Source organism: Gordonia sp. NPDC003429, from assembly GCF_053588575.1.
Genome location: NZ_JBSFQF010000002.1, coordinates 21,242 through 40,552 on the forward strand (window position 1 = coordinate 21,242; position 19,311 = coordinate 40,552).

Genomic DNA, 19,311 nt, shown 5'->3' on the forward strand with positions numbered 1-19,311 from the left:
GCCTCAGCCGACGAGCAGGTCGGTTCGGCCGTCGGCCTTCAAGCGATCGACGTAGGTGGAGAAGAGCTGCTTGGACAGTGGTGCGACCTTGAGCATCGCCGCGACATTGCCGCCGACTTTGATGCGGCCCTTGGCCATGGCCAGCGGAAGGTTCACCTTGCCCTGCCAGTAGGCGTTTCCGGTGTCGGCGGTCATCGCGAGTTCGGCATCGGGAACCAGCGATCCGATGCCCTCTTGCACCACTCCGTTGCCCATGTCGATCGCGAGGACGACGTCGGGGTCGGCGAAGTCGAACTTGATGATGATCCCGGCTGCGTGGAGCTTGGCGGCGAGCTCCGGATCCTCAAACGCGTTCTCGAAGATTCCGCCGATGTACTTCGTGACCTCTGTGGAGTCTCGGAACCCCATGATTGCCTCCAACTGCTGAGTGTGACGCGGCCCACGTGGCGTGAGTCACAAACAGTAACATAAGTTATGTTATGGATAAATGCAACCGTCTGCCCCGGGAACACTTCGCCGATCACCGCTTAAGGTGGAGACCACGTTCCGACGACGGCTGGAGGTGAGCGATGAACTCGTGGACGCCAGTGCAGCTGCGGTTTTTCGCTGCCGCGATGGGAATCCTCGCCGACGAGGGGTACGGGGCGCTGAAGATGAACCGGCTGTGCGAAGTCGTCGGCGTCACGACCGGCTCCTTCTACCATTCCTTCGACAACTGGCAGTCGTTCACGCGGGAACTGCTCGCCAACTGGGGCCAGGAGCAGACCGAGAGGATTGCCCGACAGGCAGAACGGGTGAGCGACGCGGAGCGTCAGGTCGACTGGCTACTGGAGGTGGGCCTCGACCTGCCACACGCCTCCGAGGCCGCGATCCGCACCTGGGCGGGAGTCGACGCCGAGGTGAAGGCCCTGCAGCGCGAGGTCGATGCGCAACGCCTGGAGACCGTCACGAAGGCGTTCACCGGGGTGGTCGGCGACGTAGCGGCAGCGAGGCAACTGGCCAGGGAGGCACTCTTTCTCGTGGTGGGGTTCCAGCAGGCAGGGGACCTCGGCGACCTCGCGTCGCTGGAAACGGCGCTGCGCCGGATACCGATCGACGCCCACCGCCTCGCCGAGCGGCGCGCGGCATCACATTCCGACGACGTCGAGGTCTCCGCCTGACATCTGCGGCTCAGCCGGCTGCCGGCGAGCCCACCATCCGCAGCGCGAGTTGGGCATAGCGCGCGGCTATCTCCTCGGGCCGGTCGGAACCATCGGACTGATACCACCGCGGAATCGCTTGCGTCATACCGAGAATGGCCCGCATGGTCTCGGGCACGTCATCGATCCGGAAACCGGCTGACTCGATACCGGCCTTGAGGATCGCGGTGACCGTATGCTCCACGTCGGCGCGCATCACGGCGTACTCCTGGTGTCGTTGCGGACCGAGATAGCGGGCTTCGGAGACATCGAGTGACGACACCGCGGCGTTGCGCGTCATGGTGAGAACGATCGCCTCCACGACGTGGGCAAGTTGTTCGGTCGGATCATCCGAGGACGCCGCCGCGGCCTCCACGCGTTCGATCACCCTGCCGAGCCCGTAGGTGAGCAGGGCGTAGAGCACGCCCTCTTTGCTGTCGTACCGGTAATACAGGGAGGGCACCGACAGGCCCGCCAGCCGGGCGATGTCGCGCACCGACGTGCCGTGGTAGCCGTGTTCGCTGAACGACTCCAGCGCCGCGGTCAGGATCGTGTCGAGCTCCGGAGCGGGCACCGTTCGCCACGTCGGCGCTGATGTCATCGCCCTCGCCCTCACCCTCGTTTCGATCACCCTGCCCGGTGGACGCGGAGAGTCGAACGCCCGCTGCCTGGTCGGGACCCGTCGCCGCGGGCGATCGTCAGTCTAACAACGAGGGCCCGTCCCCTTGGGAACACTCAGCATCGTTCAGCGTCCCCACAGCGACCAAGCGCGATCGTGACAGCATGCGCCACCACCGTTTCCGAGTCGTGTGCGGCATCGTGCTGCTCATCGCTGTCGCCTTCACCGGTGCCTGGATTCTGGTGAGCGGTGGGCCGCTGGGCATCGACGTTCTCGAGACATCGTCGTCGTATCCCTCGGGACATGTCACCGGCACCACGGCGTGGGCGGTCGCGATGGTGTTGCTGTCCGCGACGACATCACGGCGTGCCCGGATCGTGTTGGCGAGCGCGGGCGGGATCGCGGTGAGCCTCGCGTGCCTCACTCGGCTTACGCGCGGTGGTTCTCGTCGCATCACCATCACCCGAGCCGTGAGGGTGAGCCACCGCCGGATCAGAGCGCTTCGCCGGCGACGAACTCGATGGTGGCCAGCGCCGCGACGGCACTGACCACCAGCAGTGACACCAGCACGAACAGCTGCATGATCGCCGCGGCCGTGGTGGAGGCGCCGCCGAGGACCATGCCGACGAACGCACCGGGGATGGTGACCAACCCCACCGAACGGGTCTGATCCAGGCCGGGAATCAACGAGGTGATCGCCGACGGGCGGCAGATCTCGAGCCGGGCTTCGCGCGGCAGTAGGCCGAGGGAGAGCGCGGCCTCCACCTCGCCACGACGAGTGCGTAGTTCGTCGTGGGCGCGCCGGCCCGCAATCGAGGTGGTGTTCATCGCGCCGCCCAACATGATTCCGGCGGTGGGAATGATGGCGAGACCGGTGGCGGGCAGGACGTCGACGAGCACCAGCACCACGACGATGAGCAGTGTGCTCGCCGCGACCGGGACAAGACACCGCACCGTCGTGCTCACCGTGGGCCGACCCGATCGGACCCGACCCGCGGAGGTCGCCGCCGCGGCCACCGCCATCACCAGGACGAAAATCGCCGACGCCCACAAGGTCTGGATCACCACGGCCAGTACTGCGGCGAGCAGGGCGAGTTGCACCGTGGCCCGCAGCACCGCCAGCACCGTGGCCCGGGCCAGACCCTCCCCGTTCCACCGATTGGCGATCACCGCGATCACCGCGAGAACCGCCACGGCAATGGCCAATGCCGGCCCGATGTGGATCAGCGTTCGATCGACCGACATCACGGCTCATCCACACGCGGACCGACGAACCTGCGCACGCCATCATCATCGTCGATGCGAGCTTAGGAGATGCTGAGGACGGCCGCGGCCAGAAACGGTGCGGAGCTAGTGTCGAAGGGTGCGTGCCCGTCTCGATGCTCTCTACCTGCGGTTATTGCGCATCGTGCGGCCTGTTCGGATGCGGCTCACGCTTGTCGCGACCGGTCTGGTGAGCGCAGCGCTCGCGGTTGCCGCCATCGTCATGATCGGGGTGCTGCACCACGTGCTGCTACGCACCGCCGACGCGGCCACCTTCGCGCGCGCCGAGCTCATCGCCCAGAGCATCACCGCCGAGAGCCTCACCGACGTCGACCGGCAGTTGCTGGCGCCGGGACAGAACGTCGCCGCGGTGCAGATCACCGACGCCGACGGAAAGCTGTTGCTGGTCAACGATCCTGCCTACTCGCAGCCGATGTCACCGCCGGTGGCGGCCGGTCAACGACTCACCATCCACGGCGCGCACGCCACCGACACCGACAAGGAGTTCCAGGCCACCGCCTACGGTCTCGCCACGCCGCAGGGCACCCTGACCATCCAGGTGGGGGCCGAGGAAGCGCCCATCAACACCACCGTGATCACCCTGGCGGTCCTGTGCTGCATCGTGTTCCCGTTCATCGTGATCGGCATGGCCGTCCTCACCCACCACTTCGTGGGTCGGGCACTGCGCCCGGTCGACGACATCCGCACCCGGGTCGACGACATCAACGGCGGCGACCTCACCCAGCGGGTACCGGTGCCCGGCACCGACGACGAGGTGGCCGCACTGGCCGTCACGATGAACGAGATGCTCGACCGCATCGAGTTGTCGCGGCTACAGCAACTCCAATTCGTCAACGACGCCTCGCACGAACTCAACAGCCCCCTCACCACCCTGGTGGGACTCCTGGACCTGTCGCACGCCAAACGCCAGTCGATCGATCCGGCCACCGTCGAGTCGGTGATGCTGCCCGACGCGCTGCGACTGCAACGCATGGTCGCCGACCTCCTCTTGCTGGCGCGGGCGGACGAGAGTGGTGTGCCGCTGAGCGTCGACGAGGTGGATCTCGACGAGATCGTCAGCGACGAGGTCGCCCGGCTCGATGCCCTCACCGACCACCGCATCGACGCCACCATCGTGGCGGTCCGGGTACGCGGCGACGCCGAGAAACTGTCGCGCGCGCTGCGCAACATCGCCGACAACGCCGTCCGGCACACCCGCGACCACATCAGCATCATCATGGCCCAGGACTCGCACCACGAGTCGGTCACCGTCATGGTGTGTGACAACGGGGCCGGCATCGCCGATCCGGACAAGTCCCGCGTCGCGCAACGCTTCGTGCGCCTCGATGCGTCGCGACGGCGAGAGTCCGGCGGTTCGGGCCTGGGACTGTCGATCGTCACCGAGATCGTGCGTGCCCACGGTGGCGAGGTGCTGATCGCGGACTCACCCCAGGGCGGTGCCGCCGTCGGGTTCCGGCTGCCCACCGGCGATTCCGCCGCTCAGCCACCATCGGCCGCGAGGCGGTAACCCACTCCCCGCACGGTCTGAATCGCCTTGCAGCCGAACGGTGTATCGATGTGCCGGCGCAGGTAGCTGACGTAGACCTCCACCACGTTCTCGTCGCCGCGGTAGTTGACATCCCACACCGACCGCAGGATCTCGGCTTTGGTCACCACCTCGCCCTTGTGTCGCATGAGAAACTCCAGAACGCCGAATTCTCGTGGCGTGAGCGGCAACTCGTCATCACCACGACGAACCACATGAGCGGCCGGGTCGAGGGTCAGGCTTCCGGCGACGAGGATGGCCGGCCGTTCGGGACCACCTCGCCGGGCCAGTGCACGCAGTCGCGCGATGAACACCACGAACGAGAACGGCTTGGTCAGGTAGTCGTCGGCACCGAAATCGAATGCGTCGGCCTGGTCGTATTCGCCGTCCTTGGCGGTCAACATCAGCACCGGTGTCCACACACCGGCGTCACGCAGCTTGCGCAGCACCTCGTAGCCGTTGAGACCCGGCATCATGATGTCGAGAACGATGACGTCGAAGTGCTCCGTGGTCGCCTTCTCCAGGCCCGCCACGCCGTCGTGGACCACGTCGACCACCCAGCCCTCGGCTGCCATCATCCGGCGGACCGTCTCGGCGACATTGCGATCGTCGTCGACCACGAGAATTCGCACAGCCCTACCACTTCCCGTCTCGTCGGAGATGCCCACCCAGGAAGGTATTCGTCCCCTCCACCGAGCGAAAGCTGAGTGCCACTCGCCGCGATCGGGAGCGTCACCCCGATCGCGGCCACTGGTCCAAGATCCGAACACGATCGTCCGCAGCGGTCAAGCGGCTCAACACCAGTCGCAGCGGCGCCCACGAGTCGCGCCCTCGTCGGGTCACCGCGTACGCGGTCATCTGCACGCCCGGCTGCGCGAGCGGCAGCACCTTCACACCGGCTCGGGCCGCCCGGTTCACCGGTAGCAATGCCACGCCGTACCCGGCGAGGATGAGGTCCTCCACGAGTTCGAGGCTGTCGATCTGATGCGCGATCCGCGGCGTGAATCCGTTCAGCGACGCCAATGCGCGCACCACCGTCTCGTCGGCGCTGTTGCGGGAGTTGACGATCCAGGATTGCTCCGCGTACGCGGACAGGTCCGCCACATCGACGGCGTCTGCGGGTACCGCCAATCCCCACGGTGTGGTCCACAGTGCGGTGCTGTGCAGCACGGGGTCGGCCACCGCCGGTGCCAACTGGTAGTCGTAGGTCAGCGCGAGATCGAGTTCATCGTCGACGAGCAGCTCGAGAGCCTCGATGGGCTCGTACTCGCCGACGATGGCGTGCAGGCCCGGATGTGTCGTCGCGAGGTCGGCGAGCACCGGCAGCAGCGACGCGCGGATGGCGGTGGCGAACCCGCCCACCCGCAGCGTGCCGATCGGCTCGGCGTCGGGATCGAGATCGCGCAAGGCAGCGTCCACGTCGGCCAGGATCGTCACCGCGTGATCGGCCAGTCGCCGGCCCGCCGGGGTCAGCCGCACCCGACGGCCGTCCGGTTCGATCAATTGTGTGCGGGTCTCGCGAGCCAGGGACGCGATCTGCTGCGACACCGTCGACGTGGTCAACCCGAAGCTGTCGGCGACGGCGCGCATCGAGCCCAGCCGCGACAACGCCAGCAGCAGTTCGAGACGACGCAGATCCATGCGTGGAGTGTTCACGATTACCGAACGGTATGTCCAGTAATCACACGTGGACACGAACGGTCCTGCGGGCCTTCAATGGCTTCATGGGAACGAACTCGGCGCGCACCGGCACGGCCATGGCCGTCGCCTCGATGCTGTGTGTCCAGCTCGGGCTCGCGGTCTCGGTGACGCTGATCGACCGCGTGGGGGCCGAGGGTGCGGGCTGGCTGAGACTGATGTGGGCCGGGGTGCTGCTGCTCGTGTTCGTGCGGCCCCGACCTTCGGCCTTCACCCGACGCACCTTCGCCACCGCTACGGCGCTCGGCGTCGTGACGGCCGGCACGGTGATGCTCTTCATGGCCGCGGTGGCGCGCATCCCGCTCGGCACCGCCAGCGCACTCGAATTCCTCGGCCCGCTCGGCGTCGCGGTGGCCACGGCCCGCGGTGGTCGACGCATCCTGTGGCCCGCGCTCGCCGCGGTCGGCGTGGTGCTCCTCACCCACCCGTGGTCCGGGGCGGTCAACCTGGTCGGCGTGCTGTTCGCCCTGGCGGCCGCGGTGTGCTGGGCCACCTACATCCTGCTGACCCAACGGATCGGCGACGAGGTCACCGGCCTTCAGGGACTGGCCGTGTCCATGCCGGTCGCGGGCATCGTCGCCACCCTGATCGCCGGTCCCTCAACCATCGGCAGGATGACCCCCGACCTGTGGCTCATCGGCCTCGGGCTCGCGATCCTGCTGCCGGTGATCCCGTTCGCCCTGGAGTTACAGGCGCTTCGCCGCCTCACCACGTCCGCGTTCGGCACGCTGATGGCACTCGAACCAGCCTTCGCGGTCCTGATCGGACTGCTCATCCTGCACCAGATTCCGGGTCCCGCCTCGGTGGCGGGTATCGCTCTGGTGGTGGCCGCGGGCATCGGGGCGGCCCGCAGCGGCGCCCGCATCACCGAACCCGAGATCCCTCTCGGCGGTGACATGGTGGCGACTCCGTGCCGCGAATGACCCGCGGCCGTGCGCACAACGTGCCGGGCTACTCGCAGGCGACGCCGTCGCCGTCGCGGTCGAGACCGGGCCGGTATCCCGGCTGTCCGGCGTAGATCGGTGCGGCACCGGCAGCGCGGGCCTGACTGCAGTTGGCGTAGTAGGTCCCGCCCGGCGACTGAGGTGTGGCCGGGGGTGCGGTGGCCGGGGGCGTGGTCGTCGTCGGCGGCGTGGGGTCAGGATGGGCGCACGACGACAGCACGCGTTGCATGGCCTGCTTCTCGGCCGCTGTCACCCACAGGCCGTAGGTCTTCTTCACCTCGACCTGCGTCGACACGTAGGTGCACCGGAAGGACTTGTTCGGCGGCAGCCAGGTGGCGGCGTCGCCGTCGCCCTTCTGCTGGTTCGCCGGTCCCGAGACGGCCAGCAGGTTTCGCGGGTCGTTGGCGAAATCGCGCCGTGTGTCCGGCGACCACTGCTGAGCGCCCTTCTGCCAGGCGTCGCCCAGGGCCACGACGTGATCGATCTCGACGTCTCTCGACTGCGGGCCCCGTACGAACGGGATGACCGTTGCGGTGTACGGATCGGTGAGCGTGCCCGAGGCGACGACGCAGCCGTCGGTGCCCGGTTTCAGTGTGATCGCGGTGAGATCACGCCGGAGGATGTCGTTGCGGGTGTCGCATCCGTTGTGTCCCTGGGCAACCGCCACGTCGTCCGACCATGCCTGGCCGAACTGGGCGCGGCTGTAGCCGGTCATCGGGGCGCGGCCCTTCACCGGCAGGGAATTCAGATCGGCGAGTACCGACGAGGCGGGCGGAGGTGCCGCCTGTGCCGGTTCGGTGGAGATCGTGGCGACGAGCGCGGCGCTCGCCACCGCGGAGAAGGCCCACAACAGGCCCTGGATACGCACGGCATGCTTCTTTCGGTGACGCGGTTCGGGCACGGTTGATTATCCTCCGACGACCCACGCCGCGGCTGTCGGGTGACCGGACGATTCGCGATCCGCAATCTCGCCGAGGCCGCTATGCGGTCGCCGAGATGTCGATAGGGTCGGGCTATCCAGGGCGATCGATCAACGGAGACGGCGACATGGACACTCGGCTCGCAACAGCGACGGTCGCGGAGATCGACGTCCGCCGCCACGACGCGGTGATCTTCGAACTCGACCGCCTCGTCGGCGATGAATCGGGGGGTGACCCGCTGTCGTCCGATCCGTCGGTCGCCGAACTGTCCCGGCGCCTGCGCGGCGCGGGTATCGCCGTCGACGTCGTCGTGGTCGAACCGAACGAACCCGCAGCAGACATCGTCGATCCGCTCCTCGACACCGCGCACCGCCTCGGTGTGCCGCCGGCGCGCACCGTGGTGATCGATACCACCGAGCGAGGGGTAGGCGTGGGCGCCCGTGCGGGGTTCGATCTGGTGATCGCGATCGGCGCCACCACCTCGCAGCATCGCGACGTGGACGTGGTGGTCGACAGCCCCGCCCGGATCGACGTCCGCTCGGGCTTCGCTCGGGTGTCGCAGATTCCGGAGGCGCTCACCTCCCGCTACCAGCTGACCGCAAGGGTCCGTGACCGCACGCCGGTGGTGGTTTTGGATTACGGCGGCACCATCGCGCCCTCGGCCAGCAACGCCACCGACGCAGCCGCGGAAGGACTCGTCGAGGGCGCGGCCGAACAGATCGAGCGGGTGGCCGCCTCGTGCCCGGTGGTGGTGATCAGCAGCCGAGACGTCGACGACCTGCGGGCGCGGGTCAACGTCGACGGCATCTGGTACGCGGGCCGGGACGGCCGGCAACTCCACGGACCTGACGGAGCACAACAACCATCCGCCGACGCGGACGCCGACGCCGGCTGGAATCGAGGTCGCGCACTCGATCGGCTGCTCGAACTCCTCGGCGACGGCACTACCACCCTGCCGATCTACGTCGGCGACGCCCTCGCCGACGAGTTCGCCTTCGACGCACTGCCCCGCGACTCGATCGGCATCGTCGTGCGACAACCCGACGGTGAACGCCGGTCGGCCGCAGAGTTCTCCGTCGCCGATCCCGACGACGTCCGCGAACTACTCCAACGGCTGGCCGACCTCCTGGGGTCGGCACCCGAAGCCGTCGCTACGCCCGACAGCCCCTGGGCGATGGTGTACGACAGCTACGATCCGGACACGCAGCTGTTACGAGAGGCGTTGTGCAGCACCGGGAACGGGGTGTTCTGTACCCGCGGCGCCTCGCCCGACGCGCGGGCCGGCGACGTGCACTATCCGGGTACCTACGCGGTCGGCATCTTCAACCGGCTCGAGGACCGGATCGACGGCCGTACCATCGACAACGAGAGCATGGTGAATCTGCCGAACTGGCTGTCGCTGACGTTCCGCGTCGACGGCGGCGACTGGTTCGACATCGACCGCGCCGACCTGATCGACTACCGCCAGGTCCTCGACGTGCGCCGCGCCATCCTCACCCGACGGTTCTCCTTCCGCGACGCCTCCGGCCGGATCACCGATGTCTCCGAACGACGTTTCGTCGCAATGCATCTCCCGCACGTGTGCGCGCTCGAGGTCACTCTGGTGCCGCGCGGATGGTCGGGCCGGGTGGAGTTCCGGTCGCTGCTCGACGGCGCCGTGACCAACTCGCTGGTCCCTCGCTACCGCGACCTGGCGGGCACCCACCTCCAACCGGTCGCCGCCACCGAACTGTCCGAGGACTCCGCGGCGCTGTCGGTGCAGACCAACCAGTCGCGGGTGACCGTGGCGATGGCGGCACGAAACACTGTGTGGCACAACCATGACACCTCCATCGGCCGATACAGTCCGGTACACGAGACCGACGGTGACGGGGACCGCATCGGACACGACATCTCCGTGGATGCCGTCAGCGACGAACCGGTCACCCTGGAGAAGCTGGTCACGGTGTTCACCGGGCGCGACCCCGCGATCTCCGAACCCCTCGACGAAGCCGAGCGATGGCTGGGCCGGCTTCCTCGGTTCGACGAACTCCTCGACGGGCACGTTCTGCGGTGGGGCACCCTGTGGGATCGGTTCGACATCGCCTTCGAGGGCCGTGCCGACGTGCTGCGCATCGTCCGGTTCCATCTGATGCACGTGTTGCAGACGTTGTCGCCCAACACAAGTGAGCTCGACGTCGGGGTGCCGGCGCGCGGCTTGAACGGGGAGGCCTACCGCGGACACATCTTCTGGGACGAACTGTTTGTGTTCCCGGTGCTGAATCTCCGCCTGCCCACGCTGACCCGGTCGCTGCTGCGGTATCGCTTTCTGCGGATGGCGCAAGCGCAGGCATCGGCGACCGCAGCCGGACACAAGGGGGCCATGTTCCCGTGGCAGTCGGGCAGCGACGGCCGTGAGGAAAGTCAACAGCTGCACCTCAACCCGGACTCGGGCCGGTGGAATCCCGATCCCAGTGCGAGGCAGATCCACATCGGAATCGCTGTGGCCTACAACGTGTGGCAGTACTACCAGGTGACCGGCGACCTCGAGTTCCTCGTCGACTACGGCGCCGAGATGCTCATCGAGATCGCGCGCTACTACGCCAGTCTCGCCACTTTCGAGGAGGCCCGAGGCCGGTATGTGATCCGCGGGGTGATCGGCCCCGATGAGTTCCACGGCGGCTACCCGGATCATCCCTACGACGGCGTGGACAACAACGCCTACACCAACGTCATGGCGGTCTGGGTGATGCGCCGCGCCGAGGAGGTGCTCACCGTGCTCCCGTTGCAGGTGCGCGCCGAACTCACCCAGCGGCTGAGCCTGCATGTCCAGGAAACGGCCCGGTGGCAGGACATCACCAGGCGCATGTACGTGCCGTTCCACGACGACGTCATCAGCCAGTTCGAGGGCTATGAGGCGCTGGCAGAACTCGATTGGGACGGCTACCGCGCGAAGTACGGCAGCGTCGCCCGCCTCGACCGCATCCTGGAGGCCGAGGGTGACGACGTCAACGCCTATCGGGCGTCCAAGCAGGCGGACGTCCTCATGCTCTTCTATGTCCTGTCCGACAGCGAACTTCGAGATCTGTTCGGGCGGATGGGATATGAACTCGACGACGACACCATCGGCCGCACCGTCGACTATTACATGGCGCGGACCTCGCATGGCTCGACGCTGAGCAGGCTGGTGCACTCCGGCGTGCTCGCACGACTGAGCCGCCCCGAGTCCATGGAGTTCTTCGACGACGTGCTGCGTTCGGATGTCGAGGACATTCAGGGCGGCACCACCCAGGAGGGCATTCACCTGGCGGCGATGGCGGGCAGCGTCGATCTGCTGCAGCGCTGTTTCACCGGCCTCGAGACCCGCGGCAATCGCCTGATCCTGCGGCCGTACTGGCCGGACTCCCTCGGTGCACTTGAGGTCGCGATCTCCTATCGCGGGCACCGGCTGCGGCTTCGGGTCAGCGGTCGCGAAGTCCGGGTGACCGCTGCCCCGGGATCGCAACCGCCCATCGAGGTGGAGTGTCGTGGCGAGGTGGCGCAGTTGCGCCCGGGGGGCGTGGTGCGCCTGGGGTGACCGCTCGGAAGTGTCCGGGTCCCGCCCTCACAACCATCCGCGTTCGCGTGCCGCCTGCGCGGCCTGCGCTCGCGTTCCGGTTCCCGTCTTGCCCATCGCCGACGACAGATAGTTGCGCACGGTCCCGGGCGACAGATGAACCTGCTGCGCGATCGCGGCCACCGTCGCACCACCCAAAGCTGCACGCAACACCTCGGTTTCGCGTTCGGTGAGGGGGCTGTCACCCGCGGTCAGGCTCTCGGCGGCCAGCGTCGGGTCGATCACCCGCAACCCGGCGTGCACACGACGGACGGCGTCGGCAAGTTGCGAGGCGGGTGTGTCCTTGACGACGAAGCCCGATGCGCCGGCGTCGACCGCCCGGCGCAGGTAACCGGGCCTGCCGAACGTCGTGACGATCAGCGAACGCACCCCGGGTGTCTGAGCCCGCACCGCAGCGGCAGCTTCGATACCCGTCATCCCGGGCATCTCGATGTCGAGCAGACACACGTCGACGTTGTTGGCGCGCACCGCATCCACCACATCGTCCCCACGACCCACCTGGGCGACCACCCTGATGTCGGGTTCGAGATCGAGCAGTGCCGCCAACGCCCCGCGCACCAATGCCTGATCATCGGCGAGCAGCAACCGGATCTCGTTCACCCCAACCCAGCCTTCACCGCATCCTGACCTTCACGATCGTTCCGCCGCCCTCGCCCGTACCAACGTCGAGCACACCGCCGGCATCCGACACCCGCGCGGCGAGCCCGGTCAGGCCGTTGCCGAACGTCGACCCGTCGATTCCTTTCCCGTTGTCGCTGACGGACAAGGAGTTTCCGTCGATCTGCACACGGCAACGCGTCGCATCGCTGTGGCGCACCACGTTGGTCACCGCCTCACGCAGCACCCATGCCAACGTCGGGTCGCTTGCTTCGTCACTGTTCATCTCTGGCAGATCCGCGTCGATCTCCGCGGCGCGCAGCGCAGTTCGTGCCGTGGCAAGTTCTGTGCGCAAGTCCGGCGAGCGCAGATCGCCCACGGTGGCCCGCACTTCGGCGAGCGCGCGCCGCGAGATCTCGTTGATCTCGGTCATCTCCGCCTTGGCGCGATCGGGGTCGAGGTCGACAAGGCGTGCTGCGAGTTCGGATTTCAGCGTCAGCACCGTCAAGGAGTGGCCCAGGATGTCATGCACGTCGCGGGCCACTCTCTCCCGCTCGGCCACCACCGCGAGCTGCGACTTCAGTTCACGCTGTTCACGTTGCGCGGCATCCCGGGCGATTTCGCGGGTCTGGATCACCTTGACCATCAGCAGGGTGACACCGGTGATCGCCACCGCCGTCAGCAGCCCCGCGTCGACCTCCCAGCCCGGCACGGCGCTGGGAACCAGCACCATCGCCAACAGCAGGCCGAAGACGATCACCACCCCGGCCGACAGCGGCAGCGTGAACACGGTGATGGCGCAGATGTACGGGGCGAAGACGAAGAACTGCGATCCGAGGACCGGGATCGACGCGAACGCGATCACCGTGAAGGTCACCAGGCTCAGCGCAAGCGGCACTCGAGGTCGTTCACCGCGCATCACCGGTGTCAACGTGTAGACCGACGACACCACATACGCACAGGCGAAGAGCACCACCAGCGCGATCCCGTACACCTTCGCGGCGACCGAATGATCCGATGTCGGGATCGCGATCAGCGGGTAGACGAGGAAGAACAGCCACACGGCCGCGAAGGCCCAGCGCGTGTCGCGCCAGGCCTTCATGCCGCGTGGTCGGGTGCCGACGTCCTCGCTCACGGTGTCGATTCTCTCACTGACGATCGGTGCTGCGACGGTAGAAGTAGGCGGCGGCAACGCTGAAGATCACCAGCCACACCGCCATGTTCACCAGACCGACCCACAGCGGTGCGTACTCCTCGGCCGACGACCACCCGTTGGTGAGCGGGTAGGTGGCCACCGCATTCACGCCGTACATCGGTGTGAACTGGGAGAAGGTGAACATCGCGCCGCTCAGCGGCACGAAGACGTTTCCCGCGAAGGCCAGCAGGGTGAGGATTCCGCCGGCAGCCTGCATCGCGGCCTCGGAGCGGAACGCCGATCCCAATGCCAACCCGAAGGCCGCGAAGGTCACCGAACCGATCCAGCCGAGCACCACCGAGGCGAGCCAGATGCCGATGGGTGCGCGTGCACCGGTCGCCACGCCCACCACCGAGAGCAGCGCCAGCGGCAAAATCGCAACCGTCAGTGCCACAACCGCTTTGGTGGTCACGTACCCGGCCGGCGAGAGCGGGGTGAGCCGCAGGGTGCGCGTCCAACCGGCCTGCTGCTCGAGCGCCACGGCCGCGGAGTTGGTGGTGGTCACCAGGATCGCGCCGTACACGGCCATGTGCACCATCACGTAGGCGGCGACGTTGGCGTGACCGATCATGTCCTTCGAATATCCCTGGGTGGAACCGAAGATCACGTACATCAACGTGGGCAGCGCGACGCTGAAGATCATCGCGCGACGGTTGCGCATGACCCGGCGGATGTCGGTGGCGACGTAGGTGGGCGAGAACCCGCGCAGCGGGCCGCCGGTGAACGGGCCGCGCCTGCGCTCGGCGGTGATGGGGATCGCAACCATGTTCTCAGTTCCTTTCAACTGCGGCGACGGCATCGGATGCCTGTCGGGTGCCGGGTGTATCGGTGGTGAGGGCGACGAATGCGTCCTCGAGATCGTGGGAGGTGATCTCCAGATCGCGGGCAGCGGTGTCGGTGAGCAGGTAACGCGCAAGGGCGTCGGAATCAGCGCAGGTGAGGTAGGCGCGTCCGCCCCGGCGCGTGATGTCGGTGACGTGGGGGAAGGCGACGCGTAGCCGGCGCAGGTCGGCGTCGTCGACAATGGCCGATACGGAGCGCCCGGATGACTGCGCGCGGATCGCCTCGGCCGAACCATCGGCAACCACCTTGCCGTGCGCGATCATCACGATGCGGTCCGCGAAGTCGTTGGCCTCTTCGAGGTAGTGCGTGGCGAACAGCACCGTGCGGCCCTCGCCCGCGTCGGCCCGCATCGCGGCCCAGAATGCGCGGCGCGATTCGACATCCATCCCGGCGGTCGGCTCGTCGAGAACGATCAGATCGGGATCGGGCAGCAACGCGAGCGCGAACTTCACTCGCTGTTGTTCGCCGCCCGAACACTTCGACACCTTGCGGTCGGCGATCGAGGTGATGTTGGCGCGTGCCATCGCGTCGGCCACATCGGGCATCTCGCGGTCGGGAGCGCCCGAGGCGAAGATCGACGCGAGCACCCGGACCGTCTCTTCGACGGTGTAGTCGGGTAGCAGCCCCCCGGTCTGGGTGACCGCCGAGACCCGCCCCGTCGACGCGGTTTCGGTGGCCGGACGACCGAACACCTCCACGCTTCCGCTGGTGGGGTCGCTCAGTCCGAGGATCATGTCGAGCGTGGTGGTCTTGCCGGCGCCGTTGGGTCCGAGGAAGGCGACGACTTCGCCGGAGTTGATCGTCAGGTCGATGCCGTCGACAGCGCGGACGGTGCGGCCGTGCTGCCCGGAAAACTGCTTGGTGAGGGCCGTTGCCCTGATCGCCGTGGGGTTGATTGTGGTCGCGTTCATGACATCAACTCTCGCGTCCACGTCGGACCCGCGATAAGCGGAAATGTCATGTATCGCTCGTGACAGATGTCACCAATGCTATATATCTAGCATGTCTACTATTGGAATAGCAGAGCTGAGCCATCGCGGATCGGAGCTGGTCAGGATGGTGGAGGAGGACGGCGTCGAGTTCAACGTCACCAGGCAGGGCCGAGACACCGGGGTGGTGCTCACCAGGAAGAGTCGGCCGAGGTCGGCTCCCACCGCCAAGGCGGCCGCGTTGGCAGATGTGCTGTCAGCAAACGGACTCGACGCGAGACAGGTGCAGTCACGACTGGCCGACATCGAACGCGGCCGCGATGCGTCGGGTGACGTCGGGTGACGCTGGTCCACCTCGACACCAACGTCCTCATCAGAGGATTGCCTGCCCGCCCAGCGCTCGCCGACGATGACGACACCCAGATCAGTTCCATCGTGTACGCGGAGTTCCTCGAAGGGCTCAACAGCTCCGAGCCCGGCGTGGTGATCGCCACGCAAAAGCAACACGCGCAAATCGACGCGCTCTACGGCGGGGGAGTGCCGTTCGACGGAGAAACAGCGAAGCTCTACCAGGTCATCTCCGGCGTCGTCCTCAGATCGGGCCAGTCAAGTCGCCGGCGCCGCATCGACATGATGATCGCGGCGACGGCCATCCAACACTCCGCCGCGCTTGCCACGTACAACGCCGCGGACTTCATCGGCCTCGGCGATGCCCTGCGGTTGATCGATCTGAATCAGACGCGCGGGGAGTAGTCCCGATCAACCGTGCGTGGCCCTCACGCCAACCCCGACACCGCGATCGTCTGCCACATCGACTGCGTGGCACCGGCCGGAATCTCCACCACGTCAGGGCCGGCGTTCGCGGTCTCCACGCACACGAAGTCGCGCCAGTGCGGACCCACATCGGCCATGGTCGATGCCACCTGCTCGCCCGGATTCCACACCACCGCCGTGCGCGCGGACCGGCCGGTCACCTCGATGACCCGCCCGAAACCGGGATCCTCGATGCGGTAGCGGCCACCCGCATCGGGATACAGTCGGTCGCTGCGCGGTTGGTCGGTCGGGAGTTCCCACTCACCCTGCTGGACATGGGCTTTCGATTCGTCGAACTTGTCCAGATAGGTCAGCCCGGCCAACCCTGTCACGCGAATCCCGGTCACGTCGGACACGCGAAAATAGTTGTGCAGGGCCTGCGTCAGAACGGCTGCGCTGCCACCCGCATTGTGCGTGTGCACTCCCTGCTCCAGGGTGGCACCCACCCGCACGGTCATCCGCAACCGCAACTCGAGATCGTCGAGTCCCTCGGGCACCAACTCGAGGTCGACGCTGCCGTCCGCGGCGACCCGCGATGCCACCAAACTCCACCGCGCGGTGCGTGCGTAGCCGTGCGACGGGACGTCGCCGGTCTGACCCTCTCGCGCGAAATAGGGCCAGCACACCGGTATTCCGCCGCGGATCGGGGTGGGCGCGTCCGCCACCAACGGCGACACCCAGTGCACGTCGTGGACGCTGCCGGCCGGAAGGAACGAGAGCACCTGGCCGCCGAAGAGGGAGATCGCCGCGCTGGAATGGTCGGTGTTCACGATCAGCGCGTCGAACCCGTACACGGTGCCGCGCCGAACTCCCGGCGTCGGATCTGTCGTCGTCACCGCACCAGCCTGGCACATTGGGGCGGCACCGGGCAGTGTGCGCGATGAGGCCAACGACCCCATCTTGAGTAATCGTCAGCGACGTGGCGGTACGGGGAGAACAATCGGAATAGTGAGCAATGACGCGCGGCGGATGACGCAAACGGACACATTCACCTGGCGTATGGAGCAGAATCCGATCCTGCGATCGACGGTCGTCGTGGTCATGCTGCTCGACGCGACTCCCGACTGGGACGGATTTCTCGCCACGGTCGACCGCGCGGCGCGGGTGCTGCCGGCGATGCGGCGCAAGCTGGTACCGGATTACGGTCTGGCGCCGCCGCGCTGGGTCGACGACACCGACTTCGACATCAGCTGGCATGTACGTCGCCTCGCCGCCCCCCACCCCGCCAATCGCGAGGGCGTGCTCGACATGGCACGCACGGCCGGGATGACCGCGTTCGATCCGGCGCGGCCGATGTGGGAGTTCACGCTCCTCGAGGGCCTCGAGGAGGACGCCGCGGCCGCCGTCGTGATGAAGTTCCATCATTCGCTGACCGACGGGATCGGGGCCGTGCGGATCGCCGCGGAGATCATGGACTTCGAACGGGCCGGAACCGTACGTGCCGCGGTGCCCGAGACTCTCGAGGTGGCGAGCGAGCCGTCGGTGATCGAGACCGTCGGCTGGTACGCGACGACGGCCGCCTCGCTCGTGCGTGAGTCGGTGTGGTCGATGACGCGGCTCAGTGCCCGGCTGCTGGCCGGTCCGTTGCGGGCGGTGCGCGAGGTCACCGGAACCTCGGTGTCGGTGGCCCGCATCGTCGAACCCATCAGACGGACGGCATCGCCGGTGATGACCGAGCGCAGCACCAGGCGCCACTTCGCCACCCTCGACGTGCCGCTCGTCGGACTGACCGGCGCCGCGCACACCAGCGGCAGCACCCTCAACGACGCCTTCCTCGCCGGCATCGTGCTGGGTCTGCGCGCGTATCACGACCGCCACGATTCGCCGGTCGACCGCTTGCGCGTCACCATGCCGATGAGCCTGCGTCCCGAGGACGATGAGGCGTTCGGCGGTAATCGGATCACGTTGGTGCGCATCGTGATTCCTTGCGACATCGCCGATCCGGAGAAGCTCATCGTCCGGATTCACGAGATCATCAAGCGCTGGCGGCTCGAGCCCGCGATCCCGTTGGCCGAGCCCATCGCCGCTGCGCTCAACGTGCTGCCGTCGGCGGCGGTGGGGGCGATGCTCGAACACGTCGACTTCCTGGCGTCGGATGTACCCGGCTCGCCGGTGCCCCTGTACCTCGCCGGCGCCAAGCTCATCCGCCAGTACGCCTTCGGCCCCACCATCGGCGCGGCGTTCAACGTGACCCTGGTGTCCTACGTCGACAACTGCTGTCTGGGAATCGACGTAGACGACGCCGCCGTCGGCGACCTCGACACTCTGGTCGAGTGTCTCGCCCAGGGTTTCGACGAGGTGTGCGCACTGGGCGAGTGATTCGCGACACCGGTGCGGCCGCTGGCGTCGGCGACGATGCCGCGCGGGCCGTACGGTTGAGCGATCCACCCGAGCAGAGGACTCCAGATGGCGCAACGCGTTCGGTTCGCAAGCCGGTCGGGCCCGGAACTCAGCGGCATCATCGACCTTCCCGACACCGAACTGCGTGGCTGGGGCGTGTTCTCCCACGGCTTCACCCTGGGCAAGGACTGCCCGGCGGCCAGCCGGGTGTGCAAGCAACTCGCCGCCGACGGCATCGGCATGCTGCGGTTCGACAACCTCGGTATCAACGACTCCGACGGCGACTGGGGTGACGGTTCCTTCTCGCACAAGGTCGACGACACCGTGCTGGCCGTCGAGTACATGCGGTCGACGGGTCGCGATGTGAGGCTGCTCGTCGGCCATTCGTGGGGTGGCGCGGCCGTGATCGCCGCTGCCGGGCAGTGCCCGACGGTCACCGCGGTCGCCAGCATCGCGGCGCCCTTCGATCCCGCCCACGTGGAGCACAGCTACGACTCGCTGGTCGAGCGCATCGAGGAGGACGGTGAGGCGCCTTTCTTCGTCGGCGGCAAGGCGCTCACGCTCAAGCGACATTTCATCGAGGATGTCCGGGAGACCGACCTCACCGAGTGCATCCGCAGGCTCAAACGTCCACTGCTGGTGATGCATTCACCCACCGACAACACTGTCGGGATCGAGAACGCCTCCGACATCTTCCGGACCGCACGCCATCCCCGCAGCTTCGTCTCGCTCGAGGGTGCCGATCACCTTCTCGTCGGCAAGAACCAGGCGGCCCGCGCCGCGCGGATCGTGAGCGCCTGGGTGGACCCGTATCTGTGACCGGTGGCGACC

19 protein-coding genes are annotated in these 19,311 nt (G+C 67.4%); 8 read left to right on the top strand and 11 right to left on the bottom strand.

The genetic code is table 11. The features are described 5' to 3' along the window. Positions 1-3 precede the first annotated feature (3 nt). Positions 4-408, bottom strand: coding sequence for an SCP2 sterol-binding domain-containing protein (locus ACWDSI_RS03755; RefSeq protein WP_449755723.1), 405 nt, complete (start codon positions 406-408; stop codon positions 4-6). Positions 409-569: 161 nt separating this feature from the next. Between ACWDSI_RS03755 and ACWDSI_RS03760 the strand changes: the two genes are divergently transcribed. Continuing rightward, positions 570-1,160 (top strand): TetR/AcrR family transcriptional regulator, encoded by a 591-nt coding sequence (locus ACWDSI_RS03760; protein WP_449747810.1) that lies wholly within the window; start codon positions 570-572, stop codon positions 1,158-1,160. A 10-nt stretch (positions 1,161-1,170) separates the two neighbouring features. On the opposite strand, the gene ACWDSI_RS03765 is transcribed toward ACWDSI_RS03760, so the two are convergent. Then, positions 1,171-1,752 (bottom strand): TetR/AcrR family transcriptional regulator, encoded by a 582-nt coding sequence (locus ACWDSI_RS03765; protein ID WP_449747809.1) that lies wholly within the window; start codon positions 1,750-1,752, stop codon positions 1,171-1,173. 537 nt (positions 1,753-2,289) lie between these two features. Next, on the bottom strand, positions 2,290-3,042 hold the full coding sequence (locus tag ACWDSI_RS03770) for an ABC transporter permease (protein ID WP_449747808.1): 753 nt from the start codon (positions 3,040-3,042) through the stop codon (positions 2,290-2,292). Positions 3,043-3,160: 118 nt separating this feature from the next. On the opposite strand from ACWDSI_RS03770, the gene ACWDSI_RS03775 reads away from it, so the two are divergent. Beyond that, on the top strand, positions 3,161-4,588 hold the full coding sequence (locus tag ACWDSI_RS03775) for an ATP-binding protein (protein ID WP_449755724.1): 1,428 nt from the start codon (positions 3,161-3,163) through the stop codon (positions 4,586-4,588). Here the strand turns inward: ACWDSI_RS03775 and ACWDSI_RS03780 are convergent. Both ACWDSI_RS03780 and ACWDSI_RS03785 read right to left on the bottom strand, forming a co-directional pair. After that, entirely contained in the window at positions 4,561-5,238 is a 678-nt protein-coding gene (locus ACWDSI_RS03780; RefSeq protein ID WP_449747806.1) for a response regulator transcription factor, read from the bottom strand. The two genes, ACWDSI_RS03775 and ACWDSI_RS03780, sit on opposite strands and share 28 nt — an antisense overlap. Before the next feature lie 100 nt (positions 5,239-5,338). Beyond that, the gene (locus ACWDSI_RS03785; protein WP_449755725.1) at positions 5,339-6,247 is read right to left on the bottom strand and encodes a LysR family transcriptional regulator; all 909 of its coding nucleotides are present in this window, start codon (positions 6,245-6,247) and stop codon (positions 5,339-5,341) included. An 83-nt stretch (positions 6,248-6,330) separates the two neighbouring features. On the opposite strand from ACWDSI_RS03785, the gene ACWDSI_RS03790 reads away from it, so the two are divergent. Continuing rightward, positions 6,331-7,227, top strand: coding sequence for an EamA family transporter (locus ACWDSI_RS03790; protein WP_449747804.1), 897 nt, complete (start codon positions 6,331-6,333; stop codon positions 7,225-7,227). Between the two features lie 28 nt (positions 7,228-7,255). On the opposite strand, the gene ACWDSI_RS03795 is transcribed toward ACWDSI_RS03790, so the two are convergent. Then, on the bottom strand, positions 7,256-8,149 hold the full coding sequence (locus tag ACWDSI_RS03795; protein ID WP_449747803.1) for a GmrSD restriction endonuclease domain-containing protein: 894 nt from the start codon (positions 8,147-8,149) through the stop codon (positions 7,256-7,258). 146 nt (positions 8,150-8,295) lie between these two features. On the opposite strand from ACWDSI_RS03795, the gene ACWDSI_RS03800 reads away from it, so the two are divergent. Continuing rightward, entirely contained in the window at positions 8,296-11,724 is a 3,429-nt protein-coding gene (locus tag ACWDSI_RS03800) for a glycosyl hydrolase family 65 protein (RefSeq protein WP_449755726.1), read from the top strand. A 27-nt stretch (positions 11,725-11,751) separates the two neighbouring features. Here ACWDSI_RS03800 and ACWDSI_RS03805 read toward each other — a convergent pair whose 3' ends face one another. From ACWDSI_RS03805 to ACWDSI_RS03820, 4 genes are read right to left on the bottom strand one after another with little or no spacing between them, the layout of a single operon-like run. Further along, on the bottom strand, positions 11,752-12,363 hold the full coding sequence (locus tag ACWDSI_RS03805; RefSeq protein WP_449747801.1) for a response regulator: 612 nt from the start codon (positions 12,361-12,363) through the stop codon (positions 11,752-11,754). 13 nt (positions 12,364-12,376) lie between these two features. Beyond that, positions 12,377-13,495 carry a sensor histidine kinase gene (locus ACWDSI_RS03810; protein ID WP_449747800.1) on the bottom strand — a complete coding sequence of 373 codons (1,119 nt, stop codon included), beginning with the start codon at positions 13,493-13,495 and terminating at the stop codon, positions 12,377-12,379. 13 nt (positions 13,496-13,508) lie between these two features. Then, positions 13,509-14,321 (bottom strand): ABC transporter permease, encoded by an 813-nt coding sequence (locus tag ACWDSI_RS03815; RefSeq protein ID WP_449747799.1) that lies wholly within the window; start codon positions 14,319-14,321, stop codon positions 13,509-13,511. A 4-nt stretch (positions 14,322-14,325) separates the two neighbouring features. After that, on the bottom strand, positions 14,326-15,309 hold the full coding sequence (locus tag ACWDSI_RS03820) for an ABC transporter ATP-binding protein (protein WP_449747798.1): 984 nt from the start codon (positions 15,307-15,309) through the stop codon (positions 14,326-14,328). A gap of 145 nt (positions 15,310-15,454) precedes the next feature. Here ACWDSI_RS03820 and ACWDSI_RS03825 point away from each other — a divergent pair, with 145 nt between their 5' ends. Then, a complete protein-coding gene (locus ACWDSI_RS03825; RefSeq protein WP_449755727.1) occupies positions 15,455-15,670 on the top strand; it encodes a hypothetical protein in 216 nt (71 codons plus the stop codon). After that, positions 15,667-16,080, top strand: a complete 414-nt coding sequence (locus ACWDSI_RS03830; RefSeq protein ID WP_449747796.1) for a PIN domain-containing protein — start codon at positions 15,667-15,669, stop codon at positions 16,078-16,080. Before ACWDSI_RS03825 ends, ACWDSI_RS03830 begins: the two co-directional genes overlap by 4 nt. A gap of 23 nt (positions 16,081-16,103) precedes the next feature. Here the strand turns inward: ACWDSI_RS03830 and ACWDSI_RS03835 are convergent, their stop codons facing one another. Further along, entirely contained in the window at positions 16,104-16,976 is an 873-nt protein-coding gene (locus ACWDSI_RS03835) for a D-hexose-6-phosphate mutarotase (RefSeq protein ID WP_449755728.1), read from the bottom strand. Between the two features lie 112 nt (positions 16,977-17,088). On the opposite strand from ACWDSI_RS03835, the gene ACWDSI_RS03840 reads away from it, so the two are divergent. Both ACWDSI_RS03840 and ACWDSI_RS03845 read left to right on the top strand, forming a co-directional pair. Further along, positions 17,089-18,459, top strand: a complete 1,371-nt coding sequence (locus ACWDSI_RS03840) for a wax ester/triacylglycerol synthase domain-containing protein (protein WP_449747794.1) — start codon at positions 17,089-17,091, stop codon at positions 18,457-18,459. An 87-nt stretch (positions 18,460-18,546) separates the two neighbouring features. Further along, a complete protein-coding gene (locus ACWDSI_RS03845) occupies positions 18,547-19,299 on the top strand; it encodes an alpha/beta hydrolase family protein (RefSeq protein ID WP_449747793.1) in 753 nt (250 codons plus the stop codon). Positions 19,300-19,311: the final 12 nt, after the last annotated feature.

Excerpts from the sequence above, each read along its gene's own strand:
- ACWDSI_RS03755 (WP_449755723.1), bottom strand. The coding sequence starts at position 408 with ATGGGGTTCCGAGACTCCACAGAGGTCACGAAGTACATCGGCGGAATC.
- ACWDSI_RS03760 (WP_449747810.1), top strand. The coding sequence starts at position 570 with ATGAACTCGTGGACGCCAGTGCAGCTGCGGTTTTTCGCTGCCGCGATG.
- ACWDSI_RS03770 (WP_449747808.1), bottom strand. The coding sequence starts at position 3,042 with ATGTCGGTCGATCGAACGCTGATCCACATCGGGCCGGCATTGGCCATT.
- ACWDSI_RS03785 (WP_449755725.1), bottom strand. The coding sequence starts at position 6,247 with ATGGATCTGCGTCGTCTCGAACTGCTGCTGGCGTTGTCGCGGCTGGGC.
- ACWDSI_RS03790 (WP_449747804.1), top strand. The coding sequence starts at position 6,331 with ATGGGAACGAACTCGGCGCGCACCGGCACGGCCATGGCCGTCGCCTCG.
- ACWDSI_RS03800 (WP_449755726.1), top strand. The coding sequence starts at position 8,296 with ATGGACACTCGGCTCGCAACAGCGACGGTCGCGGAGATCGACGTCCGC.
- ACWDSI_RS03815 (WP_449747799.1), bottom strand. The coding sequence starts at position 14,321 with ATGGTTGCGATCCCCATCACCGCCGAGCGCAGGCGCGGCCCGTTCACC.
- ACWDSI_RS03820 (WP_449747798.1), bottom strand. The coding sequence starts at position 15,309 with ATGAACGCGACCACAATCAACCCCACGGCGATCAGGGCAACGGCCCTC.
- ACWDSI_RS03825 (WP_449755727.1), top strand. The coding sequence starts at position 15,455 with ATGGTGGAGGAGGACGGCGTCGAGTTCAACGTCACCAGGCAGGGCCGA.
- ACWDSI_RS03845 (WP_449747793.1), top strand. The coding sequence starts at position 18,547 with ATGGCGCAACGCGTTCGGTTCGCAAGCCGGTCGGGCCCGGAACTCAGC.